Annotated in this window: 16 protein-coding genes and 1 pseudogene; 10 read left to right on the top strand and 7 right to left on the bottom strand. The window is 71.0% G+C overall.

Translation table 11 applies throughout. The annotated features are described in order from the left end of the window. Positions 1-134: 134 nt before the first annotated feature. Together FV233_RS23565 and FV233_RS23570 are read right to left on the bottom strand one after the other, a co-directional pair. The gene (locus tag FV233_RS23565; RefSeq protein WP_147855398.1) at positions 135-1,298 is read right to left on the bottom strand and encodes an iron-containing alcohol dehydrogenase; all 1,164 of its coding nucleotides are present in this window, start codon (positions 1,296-1,298) and stop codon (positions 135-137) included. Positions 1,299-1,384: 86 nt separating this feature from the next. Beyond that, positions 1,385-2,296 (bottom strand): LysR family transcriptional regulator, encoded by a 912-nt coding sequence (locus tag FV233_RS23570; protein ID WP_246690068.1) that lies wholly within the window; start codon positions 2,294-2,296, stop codon positions 1,385-1,387. Positions 2,297-2,415: 119 nt separating this feature from the next. Here FV233_RS23570 and FV233_RS23575 point away from each other — a divergent pair, with 119 nt between their 5' ends. From FV233_RS23575 to FV233_RS23615, 9 genes are all read left to right on the top strand, one after another. Beyond that, on the top strand, positions 2,416-3,912 hold the full coding sequence (locus FV233_RS23575) for a CoA-acylating methylmalonate-semialdehyde dehydrogenase (protein WP_147898972.1): 1,497 nt from the start codon (positions 2,416-2,418) through the stop codon (positions 3,910-3,912). 246 nt (positions 3,913-4,158) lie between these two features. Further along, positions 4,159-5,301: an isobutyryl-CoA dehydrogenase gene (locus FV233_RS23580; protein WP_147855395.1), complete on the top strand. Its 1,143-nt coding sequence runs from the start codon at positions 4,159-4,161 to the stop codon at positions 5,299-5,301. Further along, positions 5,301-6,362, top strand: a complete 1,062-nt coding sequence (locus tag FV233_RS23585; RefSeq protein WP_147898973.1) for an enoyl-CoA hydratase/isomerase family protein — start codon at positions 5,301-5,303, stop codon at positions 6,360-6,362. The genes FV233_RS23580 and FV233_RS23585 overlap by 1 nt, the downstream gene beginning before the upstream one ends. Before the next feature lie 240 nt (positions 6,363-6,602). Continuing rightward, the gene (gene mmsB, locus FV233_RS23590) at positions 6,603-7,496 is read left to right on the top strand and encodes a 3-hydroxyisobutyrate dehydrogenase (protein WP_147898974.1); all 894 of its coding nucleotides are present in this window, start codon (positions 6,603-6,605) and stop codon (positions 7,494-7,496) included. Further along, positions 7,496-8,272 (top strand): enoyl-CoA hydratase, encoded by a 777-nt coding sequence (locus tag FV233_RS23595; protein WP_147898975.1) that lies wholly within the window; start codon positions 7,496-7,498, stop codon positions 8,270-8,272. The genes mmsB and FV233_RS23595 overlap by 1 nt, the downstream gene beginning before the upstream one ends. Positions 8,273-8,285: 13 nt before the next feature. Continuing rightward, on the top strand, positions 8,286-8,723 hold the full coding sequence (locus FV233_RS23600) for a hypothetical protein (protein WP_147856900.1): 438 nt from the start codon (positions 8,286-8,288) through the stop codon (positions 8,721-8,723). Between the two features lie 54 nt (positions 8,724-8,777). After that, the gene (locus FV233_RS23605; RefSeq protein ID WP_147898976.1) at positions 8,778-10,511 is read left to right on the top strand and encodes an AMP-binding protein; all 1,734 of its coding nucleotides are present in this window, start codon (positions 8,778-8,780) and stop codon (positions 10,509-10,511) included. 126 nt (positions 10,512-10,637) lie between these two features. Beyond that, the gene (locus FV233_RS23610; RefSeq protein ID WP_147855630.1) at positions 10,638-10,874 is read left to right on the top strand and encodes a hypothetical protein; all 237 of its coding nucleotides are present in this window, start codon (positions 10,638-10,640) and stop codon (positions 10,872-10,874) included. Positions 10,875-11,061: 187 nt separating this feature from the next. Then, positions 11,062-11,694 carry a transglutaminase-like cysteine peptidase gene (locus FV233_RS23615; RefSeq protein ID WP_147855631.1) on the top strand — a complete coding sequence of 211 codons (633 nt, stop codon included), beginning with the start codon at positions 11,062-11,064 and terminating at the stop codon, positions 11,692-11,694. Positions 11,695-12,087: 393 nt separating this feature from the next. On the opposite strand, the gene FV233_RS23620 is transcribed toward FV233_RS23615, so the two are convergent. Next, entirely contained in the window at positions 12,088-12,366 is a 279-nt protein-coding gene (locus tag FV233_RS23620; protein ID WP_238260083.1) for a hypothetical protein, read from the bottom strand. Positions 12,367-12,664: 298 nt separating this feature from the next. Between FV233_RS23620 and FV233_RS23625 the strand changes: the two genes are divergently transcribed. Next, positions 12,665-13,372 (top strand): transglutaminase-like cysteine peptidase, encoded by a 708-nt coding sequence (locus tag FV233_RS23625; protein ID WP_147855632.1) that lies wholly within the window; start codon positions 12,665-12,667, stop codon positions 13,370-13,372. A 6-nt stretch (positions 13,373-13,378) separates the two neighbouring features. Here the strand turns inward: FV233_RS23625 and FV233_RS23630 are convergent, their stop codons facing one another. From FV233_RS23630 to FV233_RS23645, 4 genes and pseudogenes are all read right to left on the bottom strand, one after another. After that, positions 13,379-13,708: a hypothetical protein gene (locus tag FV233_RS23630; RefSeq protein WP_147855633.1), complete on the bottom strand. Its 330-nt coding sequence runs from the start codon at positions 13,706-13,708 to the stop codon at positions 13,379-13,381. Positions 13,709-13,836: 128 nt separating this feature from the next. After that, a complete protein-coding gene (locus FV233_RS23635; RefSeq protein ID WP_147855634.1) occupies positions 13,837-14,052 on the bottom strand; it encodes a DUF3126 family protein in 216 nt (71 codons plus the stop codon). 104 nt (positions 14,053-14,156) lie between these two features. Then, a complete protein-coding gene (cysE, locus tag FV233_RS23640) occupies positions 14,157-15,020 on the bottom strand; it encodes a serine O-acetyltransferase (protein WP_147855635.1) in 864 nt (287 codons plus the stop codon). 340 nt (positions 15,021-15,360) lie between these two features. Beyond that, positions 15,361-16,245, bottom strand: a pseudogene (locus tag FV233_RS23645) (helix-turn-helix transcriptional regulator); the annotation flags it as partial. Positions 16,246-16,727: the final 482 nt, after the last annotated feature.

Genomic DNA, 16,727 nt, shown 5'->3' on the forward strand with positions numbered 1-16,727 from the left:
CCCTTTGCGGGGGCCACCCTCCCCCGCAAAGGGGGGAGGGAGAGCCGCGGTGTCTCCCGTGTGTTCTGCCGACCCGATATGTGAATCCGCACGCTCGTACGGGAGAGGAGAGCAGCGCTTTTCACCAGCGACGATTAGGCCGCCCAGACCCGCCGGTACAGCGCCTGGATCTCCTCCGCGCTCGGCTCGAGCGGGTTGTTGGCGGGGGAGCCGGAGGCGAGCGCCTGCGCGGCCATGGTCGGGATCAGGGCCTCCCAGCGGGCCGGGTCGATCCCGTATTCCCGGGGGCCGGGCACGTCGAGGTCGTCGTTGAGGGCTTCGAGTTCCGCCACCAGGGCGTTGACGGCGGCCCGGTCGTCGCCGTCGAGGCCGGGGATCCCCATGGCCCGGGCGCAGGCGGCGTAGCGCGCCACCGCGGCGGGGGCCGAGAAGGCGGTCACCACCGGCAGCAGCATCGCGTTCGAGAGCCCGTGGGCCACGTGGAAATGCGCGCCGATCGGCCGGCTCATGCCGTGGACCAGCGCCACCGACGCGTTCGAGAAGGCGATGCCGGCCTGGGTCGCGCCGAGCATCATCGCCTCCCGGGCCGCGCGGTCGCTGGGGTCGGTCCAGACCCGGCGCAGGTTCGGCGCGATCAGGCGCATCGCCTGGAGCGCGAGCCCGTCCGAGAACAGGTTGGACTTGCGCGAGACGTAGGCCTCGATGGCGTGGGTCAGCGCATCGATGCCGGTGTCGGCGGAGAGGCGCTTCGGCTTGGTCAGGGTCAGTTCGTAGTCGACCAGCGCGGCCACCGGCAGGTAGGCCAGCCCGATGCAGAGCATCTTCTCGTCCGAGGTCTCGTCGGTGACGATGGTGAAGCGGGTCGCCTCCGAGCCGGTGCCGGCCGTGGTGGGGATCGCCACGATCGGCAGGCCGGGCTCGTCCTGCAGGCGGGGCGCCTTGTAGTCGCGCATGTGGCCGCCGTGGCGGGCAAGCACCGCCACCGCCTTGGCGGTGTCCATCGGGCTGCCGCCGCCGAAGCCGACCACGCAGTCGAAGTCGCCGGCCTGGAGCGCCGCGAGCGCCGCCTCCACGGAGGCCACGGTCGGGTCCGGCACGGTCTCGGAGAAGATCGTTCCGCGGGCCCCCGCGCTGGCGAGCCGTTCGAGCAGCGTGTCGGTGCGGCCGCTGCTGACCAGGTAGGGGTCGGTGACCACGAAGGGGCGCGACAGGCCGAGCTGGCCCAGGATCTCCGGCAGCAGCCGCGAGGCGCCGGCGCCGATGCGCATCAGCCGCGGCAGGGCGATCGAGGCAACCATTTTTTGATCCTTCGCTCTGAGCCGGTTCGGGCCTTCAGCAACTGTCGATCTTAGGACTTGGGCCGCCGCCGCGAAACCGCCGGCGCTTACACGGACGGCCCGGCGAACAGCGCGCCCGCCGCCTCGACCTCGCCGGCGATGAAGCCCGCCACCGCCCGGATATGGGCCGCCTTCCGGTGGTCCTCGTGGATGTGCATGTGGAACGAGCGCGTCAGCGACACCGCCCCGGGCAGGACCGGCGCCAGCCCGGGATGGGCCGCCGCGATGAAGGCCGGCAGGATGCACAGCCCGGCGCCGTTCAGCGTCGCGTGGACCTGGGCGAGCAGGTTGGTCGAGCGCAGCCGCGCCGAGACGGCCGGTTCGAGCGCGCCGAGATAGTTCAGCTCGCGCGCGAACAGCATGTCCTCGATATAGCCGACGAACGGATGCGCCGTGAGGTCCGGGACGCCGGCGATCGCGGGCGCCGCAGCGAGGTAGGCCTCGGATCCGTAGACGAGCAGCCGGTAATCGGTGAGCCGGCGCGCCACCACCCGGGCCTGCTGCGGGGTGGACAGCCCGATGACGATGTCGGCCTCGCGCTTCGACAGGCTGAAGATCCGCGCGGTCGCCATGATCTCGACCTCCAGCCCCGGATGGCGCTCGGTCAGCCGGTGCATCCGCGAGGCCAGGAACACGCTGCCGAACCCGTCCGGGGCTCCGATCCGTACGGTGCCGGAGACGGATTGCGCACCGGCCTCCGTGGCGGCGCTGGCGGACAGGAAGGCGCTCTCCATGGCCTCGGCCACGGTCATCAGGTTGGCGCCGTCCTCGGTGAGCGCGTAGCCGACGTTGCTGCGGTGGAACAGGCGCGCGCCCAGCCCTTCCTCCAGGGCGCGGATGCGGCGCCCCACGGTGGTGTGCTCGGTGCCGGTCCGGGTCGCGGCGGCGCTCAGGGTGCCGGTGCGCGCCACCGCCAGGAAGAAACGCAGGTCGTCCCAGTTGCGTCCGGCCCGGCTCATGGTCGCAAACCCGCTGTGCATCGATGCACAACGGATGTAAGCGCATCCGGCTTTATCGTTCAAGCGATCCTGCTAGGCTGCGCCAAAACCAAACCCAACACGACATCAGGGAGGCGCGCATGCGCAAGATCGGGCACTTCATCGGCGGCCGTACCGTGGGCGGCGAGAGCGGGCGCTTCGCCGACGTGTTCCACCCCTCGACCGGGGAGGTCCAGGCCCAGGTCGCGCTGGCCAGCAAGGACGAGATGCGGGCCGCGGTGGAGAACGCCGCGGCGGCTCAGCCGGCCTGGGCGGCCACCAACCCGCAGAAGCGCGCCCGGGTGATGATGCGCTTCCTCGAACTGATCCGCGGCGAGATGGACAGCCTGGCCGAGCTGCTGGCCTCCGAGCACGGCAAGACCGTGCCGGACGCCAAGGGCGACATCCAGCGCGGCGTCGAGGTGGTCGAGTTCGCCTGCGGCATCCCGCACCTGCTCAAGGGCGAGTACACCGAGGGCGCCGGCCCCGGCATCGACGTCTACTCCCTGCGCCAGCCGCTGGGCGTCGTCGCCGGCATCACGCCGTTCAACTTCCCGGCGATGATCCCGCTGTGGAAATGCGCCCCCGCTATCGCGTGCGGCAACGCCTTCATCCTGAAGCCGTCCGAGCGCGACCCGAGCGTGCCGCTGCGCATCGCCGAGATCTTCCTGGAGGCCGGCCTGCCGCCCGGGATCCTCAACGTCGTCAACGGCGACAAGGAAGCGGTCGACGCGATCCTCGACGACGAGGACATCAAGGCGGTGGGCTTCGTCGGCTCCTCGCAGATCGCCGAGTACATCTACGTGCGCTCCGCCCAGACGGGGAAGCGCGCCCAGTGCTTCGGCGGCGCCAAGAACCACATGATCATCATGCCGGACGCCGATATGGGCCAGGTGGTCGATGCGCTGATCGGCGCCGGCTACGGCTCGGCCGGCGAGCGCTGCATGGCGATCTCGGTGGCGGTGCCGGTGGGCGAGGCCACCGCCGACCGCCTGATGGAAAAGCTGATCCCGCGGGTCGAGTCGCTCAAGATCGGCCCGTCGCATGACGGCTCGGCCGATTACGGGCCGATGGTCACCGCCGAGGCGGTCCGGAAGGTCGCGGGCTACATCGACCAGGGCGTCGCCGAGGGTGCGCATCTCGCCGTCGACGGCCGCGGCTTCAAGCTCCAGGGTTACGAGAACGGCTTCTACATGGGCGGCTCGCTGTTCGACCGCGTGACCCCCGACATGACCATCTACAAGGAAGAGATCTTCGGGCCCGTCCTCTCGGTTGTGCGGGCGCAGAACTACGAGGAGGCGCTGGCGCTGCCCTCGACGCACCAGTACGGCAACGGCGTCGCGATCTTCACCCAGGACGGCGACGCGGCGCGCGACTTCACCGCCCGGGTGAACGTCGGCATGGTCGGCATCAACGTGCCGATCCCGGTCCCGATCGCCTACCACACCTTCGGCGGCTGGAAGCGCTCGGGCTTCGGCGACCTGAACCAGCACGGGCCGGACGCGATCCGGTTCTACACCAAGACCAAGACCGTCACGCAGCGCTGGCCGAGCGGCATCAAGAGCGGGGCGGAGTTCTCCATCCCGACGATGCGGTAGGGCCGAGCGTCCTGGCGGAAGAAGGAGCCGCGCGGCTCTATGGCTAGCGCGGGTCCCCTCTCCCGAGCGGGAGAGGGACAGGGTGAGGGATGCGCCCTGTCCGGAAAGACCTGATCCCTCACCCCAACCCTCTCCCGAACGGGAGAGGGGGCACGTTGCGCCTGACGGCAGCCGGTGTGCGACCATCGTGGCCCGCGCGGATGAGGAATCTGCGCTGGCTCGGCGATGAACTTGGAGGAAGTGCCCATGAGTTTCGGGCTCGATGAGGACCGGACCGCGATCCGCGACATGGCGCTCGGCTTCGCGGCCGAGCATATCGCGCCGCACGCCCTCGACTGGGACCGGGACAAGACGTTTCCGGTCGAGACCCTGAGGGCCGCCGCGGCGCTCGGCATGGCCGGCATCTATGTCCGCGAGGATGTCGGCGGCTCCGGCCTGTCGCGGCTCGACGCCGCCCTGATCTTCGAGGCGCTGAGCACCGGCTGCCCGACCGTGGCGGCGTTCCTGTCGATCCACAACATGTGCGCCTGGATGATCGACGCCTACGGCGACGCGGACCAGCGCCAGCGCTGGATCCCGGGCCTGATGGGCATGGAGACGATCGCCAGCTACTGCCTGACCGAGCCGGGCTCGGGCTCGGACGCGGCGGCGCTGCGCACCCGTGCCGAGCGGGACGGCGACGAGTACGTGCTGACCGGCGAGAAGCAGTTCATCTCGGGCGCCGGCGTCAGCGACCTCTACGTCTGCATGGTCCGCACCGGCGAGGCGGGGCCGAAGGGCATCTCGGCGATCGTGGTCGAGAAGGGGACACCCGGTCTCTCCTTCGGCGCGGAAGAGCGCAAGATGGGCTGGAACGCCCAGCCGACCCGGGCCGTGCGGTTCGACGGCTGCCGGGTCCCGGTGGCCAACCGCCTGGGCGCGGAGGGCCAGGGCTTCCGCATCGCCATGAGCGGCCTCGACGGCGGCCGGCTCAACATCGCGGCTTGCGCGCTGGGCGGCGCCCAGTCGGCCCTCGACAAGAGCCTGGCCTACATGGCCGACCGGCGCGCCTTCGGGGCGAAGCTCACGGACTTCCAGGCGCTCCAGTTCCGGCTGGCCGACATGGCCACGTCGCTGGAGGTGTCGCGCACCTTCCTGCGCCACGCCGCCGCGGCGCTCGACGCCAAGGATCCGGCCGCCACGCAGCTCTGCGCCATGGCCAAGCGCCACGTGACCGATGCCGCCTTCGAGGTCGCCAACCAGGCCCTGCAGCTCCATGGCGGCTACGGCTATCTGGCCGAGTATGGGGTGGAAAAAATCGTCCGCGACCTGCGGGTGCACCAGATCCTCGAAGGCACCAACGAGATCATGCGGGTGATCATCGCCCGCGCGCTGACCGGGGGACGCTGATGAGCGATGTGATCGTCGAGCGCGTCGGCGCGCTGGGGCGCCTGCGCCTCGACCGGCCGAAGGCCCTGAACGCCCTGACCCACGGCATGGTCCTGGCGATCGACGCCGCCCTGAACCAGTTCTCCGCCGATCCCGGCATCGCCGCAGTGCTGCTCACCGGCGAGGGCGAGCGCGGCCTGTGCGCGGGCGGCGACCTGCGCGGCCTCTACGACAACGCCGGCACCGCCTTCGCCGAAGCCTTCTGGCGGGACGAGTACCGGCTGGATTCCCGCATCGCGGCTTACGAAAAGCCGTTCGTGGCGGTGATGGACGGCATCACCATGGGCGGCGGCGTCGGGCTCGCGGGGCATGCCGCGCACCGGGTCGTCACCGAGCGCTCGCGCGTGGCCATGCCGGAGACCGGCATCGGCTACCTGCCGGATGTCGGCGGCACCTGGCTGCTGCCGCGGGCGCCCGGACAGGTCGGCACCTATCTCGGCCTGACCGGCGAGCCGGTCGGCGCCGCCGACGCGATGTTTTGCGGGCTCGCCGACCTGCTGGTGCCCGTGCAGGCGCTGCCCGACCTGATCGACGCGCTGTCGGCGCTGCAGCCCGATGCCGGCGACGCGGGCGTGCGCGACGTGCTCGGCCGGCTGGCGCGCGACCCCGGCGAGCCGCCCCTGGCGCAGCATCGCGCGCTCATCGACCGGTGCTTCGCCTTCGACATGGTCGACGAGATCCTGTCGGCCCTCGAGGCGGACGGCTCCGATTTCGCGGCGGCGACCCGCAAGACCCTGCTGACCAAGTCCCCGTCGAGCCTGGTCCTGACACTGTGCCTGCTGCGCCTCGGCCGGCGCTCGCCCAACCTCGAAGCCTGCCTGGAGCGCGAGTTCCACGCCTCGCTGGCGCTGCTGGAGGAGGGCGATTTCCGCGAGGGCATCCGCGCCGCGGTGATCGACAAGGACAAGTCTCCGCGCTGGAACCCGCCGCGCCTCGACGCGGTCGACCCGGCCCGGATCGCCCGCTGGCTGGAGACGCGGGCGGACCCGGTTTTTCCGGACTCGCGCACGGGGCCGGTGTGATGTGAGGCCGCCTCTCCCAGCCCCGCAGGGAATCGGCGACACCGGATCTTCTTAGGAGCGCAGGTCCCCTCTCCCGTGCGGGAGAGGGATAGGGTGAGGGACCAGGTTTTTCCGGAGAGGGCGTGTCCCTCACCCCAACCCTCTCCCGCACGGGAGAGGGGGGCACGTTGTGCCCGTCATGGACCGATACGGCATGCCGGCGGGGTGAATGGAGCATTGGACGAAGCAGGGAGGGGTATGATGGCACAGACCATCGGGTTCATCGGTCTCGGCAACATGGGCGGCCCCATGGCGGCCAACCTCGTGAAGGCGGGGCACACGGTGCGCGGGTTCGACCTCGCGCCGGCCTCCCTGGAGGCGGCTCGGGCCGCGGGGATCGCGGTGGCGGGCTCGGCCCTGGAGGCGGCCGAGGGCGCCGAGGTGGTGGTCACCATGCTGCCCGCCGGGCGTCACGTGGTCGAGGTCTGGACCCAGCTCGCCGACGCCCTGCCGGCCGGCACCCTGCTGATCGATTCCTCGACCGTGGACGTCGAGAGTTCGCGCAAGGCCCACGGCCTCGCCGAGGCGCGCGGCTGCCTGTCCGTGGATGCGCCGGTCTCCGGCGGCACCGGGGGCGCCAAGGCCGGGACGCTGACCTTCATGGCCGGGGGCGCCGAGGCGGCCTTCGCGAAGGCTGAGCCCCTGCTGAAGGCCATGGGCAAGAACGTGTTCCATTGCGGCGCGCCCGGCGCCGGGCAGGCGGCCAAGATCTGCAACAACATGATCCTCGGGATCTCGATGATCGGCGTCAGCGAGGCCTTCGCGCTGGGCGAGAAGCTCGGGCTGTCGCATCAGGCGCTCTACGACGTCGCCTCGGTCTCCTCCGGCCAGTGCTGGTCGCTGACCACCTATTGCCCGGTCCCGGGCCCGGTGCCGACCTCGCCGGCCAATGCCGGCTACAAGCCGGGCTTCGCCGCCGCGCTGATGCTCAAGGATCTCCGGCTGGCGCAGGCCGCCGCCCTCGCGTCGGGGGCCGCGACCCCGCTGGGGGCCGAGGCCGCACAGATCTACGGGCTGTTCGAGGGCCTGGGCCACGGGGGAGAGGACTTTTCCGCGATCATCCGTATGCTTCGCGGATCGGGGAGTGAGTCGTGATGGACGCGTACGAGACGATCCTGACGGAGACGCGCGGGCGGGTCCTGCTCATCACCCTCAACCGCCCGAAGGCGCTCAACGCCATCAACGCGCAGCTCACCCGTGAGGTGATCCGGGCCGCGACCGAGGCGGATGCCGATCCGGGCGTCGGCTGCATCGTCATCACCGGATCGGCCAAGGCCTTCGCGGCGGGCGCCGACATCAAGGAGATGCAGCACGCGACCTACGCCGAGATGTATGCGCAGGACCGCTTCGCCGACTGGGAGCGGTTCACGTCCGTGCGCACGCCGATCGTCGCCGCGGTGGCGGGCTACGCGCTCGGCGGCGGCTGCGAACTCGCCATGATGTGCGACTTCATCCTGGCCGCCGACACGGCGCAGTTCGGCCAGCCCGAGATCAAGCTCGGCGTCATGCCGGGGATCGGCGGCAGCCAGCGGCTCACGCGGTTCGTCGGCAAGTCGAAGGCCATGGAGATGTGCCTGACCGGCCGGATGATGGATGCCGTCGAGGCCGAGCGCGCCGGCCTGGTCTCGCGGGTGGTCCCGGCGGACCAGCTGCTCGACGAGGCGCTGAAGGCGGCCGAGACCATCGCGTCCATGTCGCTGCCGATCGCGATGATGACCAAGGAGGCGGTCAACCGCTCGTACGAGACCACGCTGACCGAGGGCGTGCGCTTCGAGCGCCGGGTCTTCCACGCGATGTTCGCCACCCAGGACCAGAAGGAGGGCATGGCCGCCTTCGTGGAGAAGCGGCCGGCCCGGTTCGAGAACACCTGAGCGAGGATGGGCGATGGACGTCCTGGACCGCGATAGCGAAGCGCGCTTCGAGATGGCGTTCCCACGCGCGATCGTCGCCCAGAAGGCGCGCGGGCGCGAGGAGACCATCAACGAGCATCTCGTGAAGCTGTTGGCCTTCGACGTGGCTCCGGAGACCCGGGCGGTCTGGCGCAAGGAGCTGGTCCGGCACTTCCGGTTCCTGGCGGCGCTGCGGGTCAAGCCCGGCGCGAGCCTCGTCCCGGCGCGGGACTGGTGGACCTGGCTCTATGCCGACCCGTTCGAGAACAACGAGACCGGCTACACGGCCGGCCTGATCGGGCTCAACGCCGACGACTTTCCCCGCAACGGCCGCGCGGTGGAGGCGATCGCCGAGGAGATCCGCCATTTCCACGCCGGCATGGTGCAGCGCCTCGCGCGCGGCCAGGCCGGCGTGGACCTGATTCCCGCCTGAGGGCGGGATGCGGCCGGATCTGCCGGCCGAACAAGAACGACGGGGGGAACGACCATGCCCAGCTTCCGGGAGGCCCGCGATCTGCTGCTGGCCCATCGCACCGACTACGCGGCGGCGGTTTCGGCCTTCGCCTGGCCGGACCCGGTGCCGTTCAACTGGGCGCTCGACTGGTTCGACGCCGAGCTCGCAGCCCCCGAGAGCCGCGACCGCACCGCGCTCCAGATCGTCGAGGCCGCCGGCGGCGCCGAGCAGAGCCTGACCTTCGGGCAGATGGCGCGCCGGTCCAACCAGGTCGCCAACCACCTGCGCGGGCTCGGGCTGAAGCGCGGCGACCACCTGCTCCTGCTGCTCGGCAACGTCCCGGCCCTGTGGGAGACTATGCTGGCCGCGATGAAGCTCGGGGCCGTAGTCATCCCGGCCACCACCCTGCTCACGGCGGACGAGCTCGCCGACCGCCTGGCCCGCGGCCGGCCCCGGGCGATCGTGGCCGGGCCGGAGCAGCTCGGGCGCTTCGCCGGGCTGGAGACCGGCGAGGCGATCCGCATCGTCACCGGCGCGGCCACGGCGGGCTGGAGCGCCTTCGACGACGCGTCCGGCGCGCCCGAGACCTTCACGCCCGACGGGCCGACCGCGGCCGACGACCCGCTGCTGCTCTACTTCACCTCCGGCACCACCGCGAAGCCGAAGCTGGTCCGCCACAGCCACCGCTCCTATCCGGTCGGGGCGCTCTCGACGATGTATTGGCTCGGGCTGCAGCCCGGGGACGTGCATTGCAACGTGTCCTCGCCCGGCTGGGCCAAGCACGCCTGGTCGTCGTTCTTCGCACCCTGGAATGCCGGCGCGACCATCCTGGTGATCAACCAGGCCCCGTTCAACGCCTCCGCCCTGCTCGCGCAGCTCGAGCGCACCGGCGCCACCACGCTCTGCGCGCCGCCCACCGTCTGGCGGATGATCATCCAGGAGGACCTGACCGGCCGGACGCTGGCTTTGCGCGAGGTCTGCGCCGCCGGCGAGCCGCTGAACCCCGAGGTGATCGAGCGGGTGAAGGACGCCTGGGGCGTCACGATCCGCGACGGCTACGGCCAGACCGAGACCACGGCCCTGATGGCCAACACCCCCGGCCAGCCGGTGGTGCCGGGGGCCCTCGGCCGGCCGCTGCCCGGCTATCGCGTGCGCGTGCTCGACGCCGACGGCGCGCCGGCCAGCGAGGGCGAGGTCTGCCTCGAACTCGGCGCCCACCGCCCCGCCGGCCTGATGCAGGGCTACGACGACGGCGCCGGCCATCTATCGGGGGCCGAAGGCGCGCTCTACCGCACCGGCGACGTCGCCTTCGTGGACGACCAGGGCTGCTACACGTTCGTGGGCCGCGCCGACGACGTGTTCAAGTCGTCGGGTTACCGCATCAGCCCGTTCGAGCTGGAGAGCGTGCTGATCGAGCATCCGGCGGTGGCCGAGGCCGCGGTGGTGCCGATCCCCGATCCGATGCGCCACACCATCCCGAAGGCCTACGTCTCGCTGGTGGCCGGCGCCTCGGCCGGCCCCGAGACGGCGCTCGACATCTTCCGCTTCACCAATGCCCGGCTGGCGACGTTCAAGCGCCTGCGCGGTCTCGAGTTCGTCACCGAGCTGCCCAAGACCATCTCGGGCAAGATCCGCCGGGTCCAGCTGCGCCGCCTGGAGCATGACGGCGTCACCGAGGATCCGCACCGGGGCCGGGCCTACACGCAGGCGGATTTTCCCGAGCTGAAGGGCGAGACGGAACGCAAGCTCGACCAGACGGCGGGGTGATGGCGATCGCCGATCCAGGGCGCCTCTTGTCGGATCGGCGACCGCCCCTGGGGCGCGCGCGCGCCTTGCCGCCGTGCTGCGGTGCCCTCAGATTATCGGAACCGGAACGCTGGGGAATCGGGGTCGATGGCTGATACGTCCGCTCCCGGCTCGCTGGATCTTGCCGAGCAGGTCACGCGGGTGCTGCGCGCGATCGAAGAGTCGCAAACATTCGTGGCCGAGCAGAAGAAGCTGATGGCCGAAGCGGCCAAGCTCGAGCGCGACCGCGCTCTCGCCCCGTGGCAGATCGCACTCGCTGGAATGGCAGCCGGTGCTGCCTTCTTCGGGGCGGGTGCTGCCTTCGTGAAGCTGATCGGCCCCTGACGGAACGGTCAAGGTTTCCGCTTTCGCAATCCGATGACGCGCATTCGCGGCGCTTCCCAAGTCCCCCGTCGACGTTGTCCCGCTAGAGCCCGCCGCGGCGGCCGAATCGATAAAATTGCGCGGATCCGCTTCAGCGCCGCGGAGGCTCTGCGGCGCAATCCTGTCCTCAACAACGAGGACGGGTTCGATGGGCGCGGGGCTTCTCAAGACGGTTCGGGTGACGCTCGCCGGCGCGCTGGTGCTGCTCGGGCTCGCGGCCACCGCAGGGGCCCAGACCCTGGCGAGCCTCCCGGTGGAGACCGGCGCGAAGGTGCTCAGCGACGCGCGGCCGATCGCGGCCTGGGTGACGTTCTGCCAGTCCTACGCGGCGGAATGCGCCGTGGATCGCAGCGAGCCGGCGCGCATCACCCTGACACCGGCGGTCTGGGCCACCATCGTCTCGATCAACCGCCGGGTGAACAAGTCGGTCGAGCCGATGACCGACATGGATCATCTCCACGTCGCCGACCGCTGGGACCTGGCCGAGGACGGCATCGGCGACTGCGAGGACTTCCAGCTGCTGAAGCGCCACCTGCTGGCGGAGGCCGGGCTGCCCCGCCGGGCGATGCGCATGACCGTGGTGATCGACGAGAAGGGCGAGGGCCACGCCGTGCTGACCCTGATCACCGACCGCGGCGACCTGATCCTCGACAACAAGACCAGCGTGATCGAGGCCTGGCACAAGACCGGCTACGTGTTCATCAAGCGCGAGAGCCAGGACGCCACCGCGTGGGTTTCGCTCGGCGGCGTCACCTCGCCGGTCACCACCGCCAACCGCTGACCCGGATTTCGAAGGCCAACCGGTCGCAATTGTCCGGCAGGCTCGGCCGTTTGGCGAGGTTCAGGGACGCGGAAGCGGGAAGCGCGTGGCGAAGCGACCGTCCCGCCACGGATGCCGGATGTCCAATGCCGAAGCAGCATCCACCCCGTCATCCCGGGGCGTCGGAGGCGAGCCTGGGATCCGGAGCCGCCGACGGCGCAAGGCCCCGATGTTACGGTGGTTCGGGATCCCGGGCTCCGCTTCGCGGCCCCGGGATGACGGGGTCGTATTCAGGACCCCAAGCCGCAGGCCACGCTCCGTAAGGCGTACGGGACAGTGCGCTGCCGGCCCTCCGGACGAAGACCTGGAAAATCCGGGCCCCGGACCTCGAAACCCAGATTCGAGAGAACCCGTTCAGGCGGCGCGGCTCAGCGACGGCTGCGCCAGGGTGGCCACGAAGGTCTCGACCCGGCCGATGAAGCCTGCCAGGTGCGGGGCGACGCCCCGGAGGCTGGCGAGGTCGCGGACCAGGATGTCGCGCGACAGGGCGCGGTCGCCCTCGGTGGGCGAGCCGGCCAGATAGGCTTCCACGGCATGCTCGGCGATGCCGATGGCACCGGCGCGACCATCCTCGGCGAGCGCTCTGATCACCTGCTGGATGGCGGGCTGCATCGTGAAATCCTTCTCTGGCATGGGGCGATCCCGCGGGGGATGGCTGGGTTCTTGCGAAGCGATCGATCCGCCCGCGAATCTCGCCGCAGGGCACCCCTGTCTCAAGCCGGCAAAGCTCGGTCGAATCAAGGCTTTCCAGAGGGGAGCAGGGCGGCCATTCCGCCAGCGCATGCAGCGGGCCGCAGCAACGCGGATGCAACACCGCCTCGGTCGGGAACCGATCCGGTGGCTCGCGCGTTTGCTACCTCGGTTTTAACTATTGTGCGTCGCACGCCCGCGTGTCACCCTCCCGTCATCATCGGTCGATGGGGCGTGATCCATGCGGCACGCGGATGGTGGGATTCCGGCTCTCGCGTTCCTCGCGCCGCACTGGCGCGGATGGTCCGCCCCGCTGCGCCGAGCCCGGCAGGCCGCGAGCCTCGCCCTGGTGGGCACGATCCTGATGCTCGGGGGCGCCAACACCCGCGCCCATGCCCGCCTGACCCTCCCCGATGGCGCGCCCGCTCCCGAAGCCAGCGGCCCGGTCGGCGCGATCGCGGGCTGGACGGAGTTCTGCCGGCGCATGCCGGAGGAATGCACCCTCGACGTCGCGCAGCCCGCCGCGATCCCGCTCACCGTGGCGGTGTGGCGGACCCTGCGGAGCGTCAACCGCCGGGTCAACGCGCGCATCCGGCCGATCACCGATCAGGCCCATTGGGGCGTGGTCGATCGCTGGGAGTTCCCGGATGACGGCTTCGGCGACTGCGAGGATTACCAGCTGTTGAAGCGCCGGATGCTGGCCGAGCGCGGCCTCTCGCGGCGGGCCCTGTTGATGACCGTCGTGATCGACGAGACCAATGCCGGACACGCAGTGCTGACGGTGCGCACCGACCACGGCGACTTCATCCTCGACAACAAGACCGACGCGATCCGCCCCTGGCGGCGCACCGGCTACAGCTTCATCAAGCGCGCGGGCCAGGACGGCCAGGCCTGGGTCTCGCTGGAGGGCAAGGAGGGCGCCGCCCAGGTGGCGACCGCGGAGCCCTAGCGCCGCTCACGCCCCGACCAGCATCGCCGCCAGATCGAGGGCGACCCGGCCCGACAGCAGGCCCCAGCCGCAGGCGATCACGGTCGCCAGCATCACGAACGGCATCGGGCGGCCCTCGATCTTCCGGCCGCGCACGGTGTTGCGCAGGATGATGAAGGGGGCCGAGAAGGCCAGCATCGGCAGGGCCGCCACCGCGGGCAGGCCGCCCCGCTCCAGCAGGCTGAAGCTCGCCCGCCGCGCCGCGAACAGCTCGAAGGCGCTGGCGATCAGCCCGGACAGCGCGAGGCCGATGCACAACGTCCGGATCGACTCCAGGGCGGCGGGCGTGAGGACCATTATTCGCGCTCCTAAACAGGCTGCGCGGAGTTTAGTCACACGATTTACCGGATGTTAAGCAATCACCCGGGTTAGCGTTAACCTGTACACAGGAGCGGGCCGGTGGAGTCCGGCCCGCGCGCCCTGCCTCAGGCCTCCTCCTCGAGGTCGATGTCGAGGATCGCCATGCGGAAGACGAAGGAATCGTCGCCGTCCTCCTTGTCGTCGGCGATCACACCGATCGACTCCTCGCCGATGAACACCTCGGCGGTATCGCCGGTCTTCATCGCGGTCAGGCGGATGTTGTTGTTGGCGAACTTGCGGCGCAGGTAGTCCTGCAGCTTCGCGGTCTCGGCTTTGGTCACGCTGTCTTGCCTCCCCTGTCGGCGTTGGCGCCCCGGATCGGCGCAGGGCTTGCCACGCAAGCGACGGAGCGGCAAGCGCCACGGCCAAGCGCGGTGGCGGCGGGTCAGATCCCGTCGCCCACGTGGATGAACTGATCGAGGGCGACCAGCTGGTCCATGGCCCGGGCCGGATCGTCGCAGCCGGCGGTGCCGACGACGCGGGCGGGCACACCCACCACCGTGGTGTTGGCCGGGACCGGGCGCAGGACCACGGAGCCGGCCGCGACCCGGGCGCAGGCGCCGACCTCGATGTTGCCCAGGATCTTGGCGCCGGCGCCGATCATCACGCCGCGGCGGATCTTGGGGTGGCGGTCGCCGCGCTGCTTGCCGGTGCCGCCCAGCGTCACCCCGTGGAGGATCGAGACGTCGTCCTCGATCACCGCGGTCGAGCCGACCACGAGGCCGGTGGCATGGTCGAGGAACACGCCCCGGCCGATGCGGGCGGCCGGGTGGATGTCGCACTGGAACACCTCGGAGACCCGGCTCTGCAGGTAGAGCGCGAGGTCGCGCCGCCCCCGGGTCCAGACGTGGTGGGCGAGGCGGTAGGCCTGGAGCGCGTGGAAGCCCTTGAAGTACAGCACCGGTTCCAGGGCCCGCAGGGTCGCGGGATCCCGGTCGATCACGGCGCCGATGTCGGCGCGGAACGCGTCCCCGATGGTCGGATCGGCCGCGATCGCCTCGTGGAACGCGTGCGCGACCAGTTCGGCGGGCAGTGACGGGTGCCCCAGCCGGGCCGCGACCCGGTGGGCGACCGCGCCCTCCAGCGTGGCGTGGTTCAGGACGGTCGCGACGATGAACGAGGCGAGTTGCGGCTCGGTGCGCAGGACGTCCTCGGCCTCCGCGCGCAGCCGCGACCAGACCGGATCGCAGACCGCGAGGTCCCCCGCGTCGCGGCTGAAGGCTGGGCTGAGGGCTGGACTGGCACTCATGAACGGTGGCTCGCGATCGAGGTGTCTGGTGCGCGCTTCGCTGCTGCGGATCCGGCTTCATGGCCTGGTGCGGCCGGGCGCTGCAGCGAAGCTCCGGCACGGCGGCCGGCGAGGCGAACGCCCCCGCCGTTGCGGGTCATCCTAGCACATCGTCCTACAGGGGAAGCCATGCGCGGGGCGCTTGGTCTGGGGCATCGTGCGTTCCGGCAACCCGGCCGCCCGTGACGGCGGCTCCGCCATAGCGTGGTGCGCCGCAGCGCAGCGATCAAGGGTGGCGGGGCTGCGAGGGAGGCCGCGCCTTTGTCGCTGTCAGCCGTTCCCTTGCGCGACGGGGCTCGGTTCAGCCGGCGACGGCCCCTTCGCCGAACCGCGCCTCGATCGTCGAAACGAGCCGGTCGACCATGGTCTGGAGCGGGATGTCGGAGGTGTCGACCGTGGCCGAGGCCCGGGCGTAGAGCGGCTCCCGGCTCGCCAGCACCGCCCGCAATTCCTGCATCGCCGAGGCATGGTCGCCGGTGGTGGCGAGGTGGCCCTGCTCGCGCACGCGGCTCATGTGCTCCTCCGGCCGGGCGCGCAGCCAGACGGTGTAGAACGCCTGGAGCAGCAGGTCGTAGGTCAGCGGCTCGGCCACGATGCCGCCGCTCGTCGCCAGGATCAGCGGGCCGGGATGCTCGGTGAGGCGGCGCAGGGCCGCCTGCTCCAGGCGGCGGTAGCCCTCCTGGCCGTAGATCGCGAAGATCTCCTGCACCGAGAGCGCGTTCTCGCGCTCGATCTCGGCGTTCAATTCCACGAAGGTCCAGCCCAGGCGCTCGGCGGCGAGCTTGCCGAGCGTCGACTTGCCGGCGCCGCGCAGTCCGATCAGCGCGACGCGCAGGCGCCCGCTCGATTCCGAGCGGCTGCCGCCCGAGAGCACCTCCTTGGCGGCGGCGATCTGGGCCGGATTCGCCTGGGCGAGCAGGTCGCGCACCACGGGCCAGTCGGGCAGGCCGTCGTTGCCGGTGATCAGGTCGTCGAGCCGCACGCCCATGGCGTTGGCCACCCGCCGCAGCAGGATGATCGACACGTTGCCCTGCCCGCCCTCGAGCTGCGCGATGTAGCGCTCGGAGAGGCCCGAAGTCTGGGACAGCACCTTGCGCGACAACCCGCGCACGGTGCGCGCGTGCCTGACGCGGCGCCCGAGATCCGTGAGAAAGAGCGATTCCTGTTCCAACACGCCGCTCATGGCGTCGTCCGCTTTCCTGCCAGCCCGAAAGCAGAGTGCTTGCCCTGCATGTCTGCCACTTCAAGATGAATTCTGATTCGCAACCTAGGATCGAGCGGGTGCTTGCTCGACCGTTCGTGCGAAGCCTGGCGTACCCTACCCTGAAGTCTGTATTGCGCCGCCTGTATCCGGCCGCGTCGACCGGTCGACGGGCCATGGCCGCACCGGCCCAACCCTGTTGCTGGCGTGGCGCCTATGTGTTGCGGATCGGCCCGATGGTCAAGCCTTGAGCAGGATCCTCGTGTGGGCAGATTCTAGACAAGCTGGGGTTGTTTTGCCCCGATCCGACCGAGTCCGGCTCACTCGACCGGGATGGCCGTGGCCTCGCGGACGGGGGCGACGGCGGGCGCCGCGCGGCGCGCCCCGCGGCGCGGCGGGGCGGCGGGGCGCCGGGGGGTGGGCGGGCGGCGCGGGGGGGGGGGGGAGGGCACCGGGGCGGGCGCCCC

Source organism: Methylobacterium sp. WL7, from assembly GCF_008040085.1.
Lineage (GTDB): Bacteria > Pseudomonadota > Alphaproteobacteria > Rhizobiales > Beijerinckiaceae > Methylobacterium > Methylobacterium mesophilicum.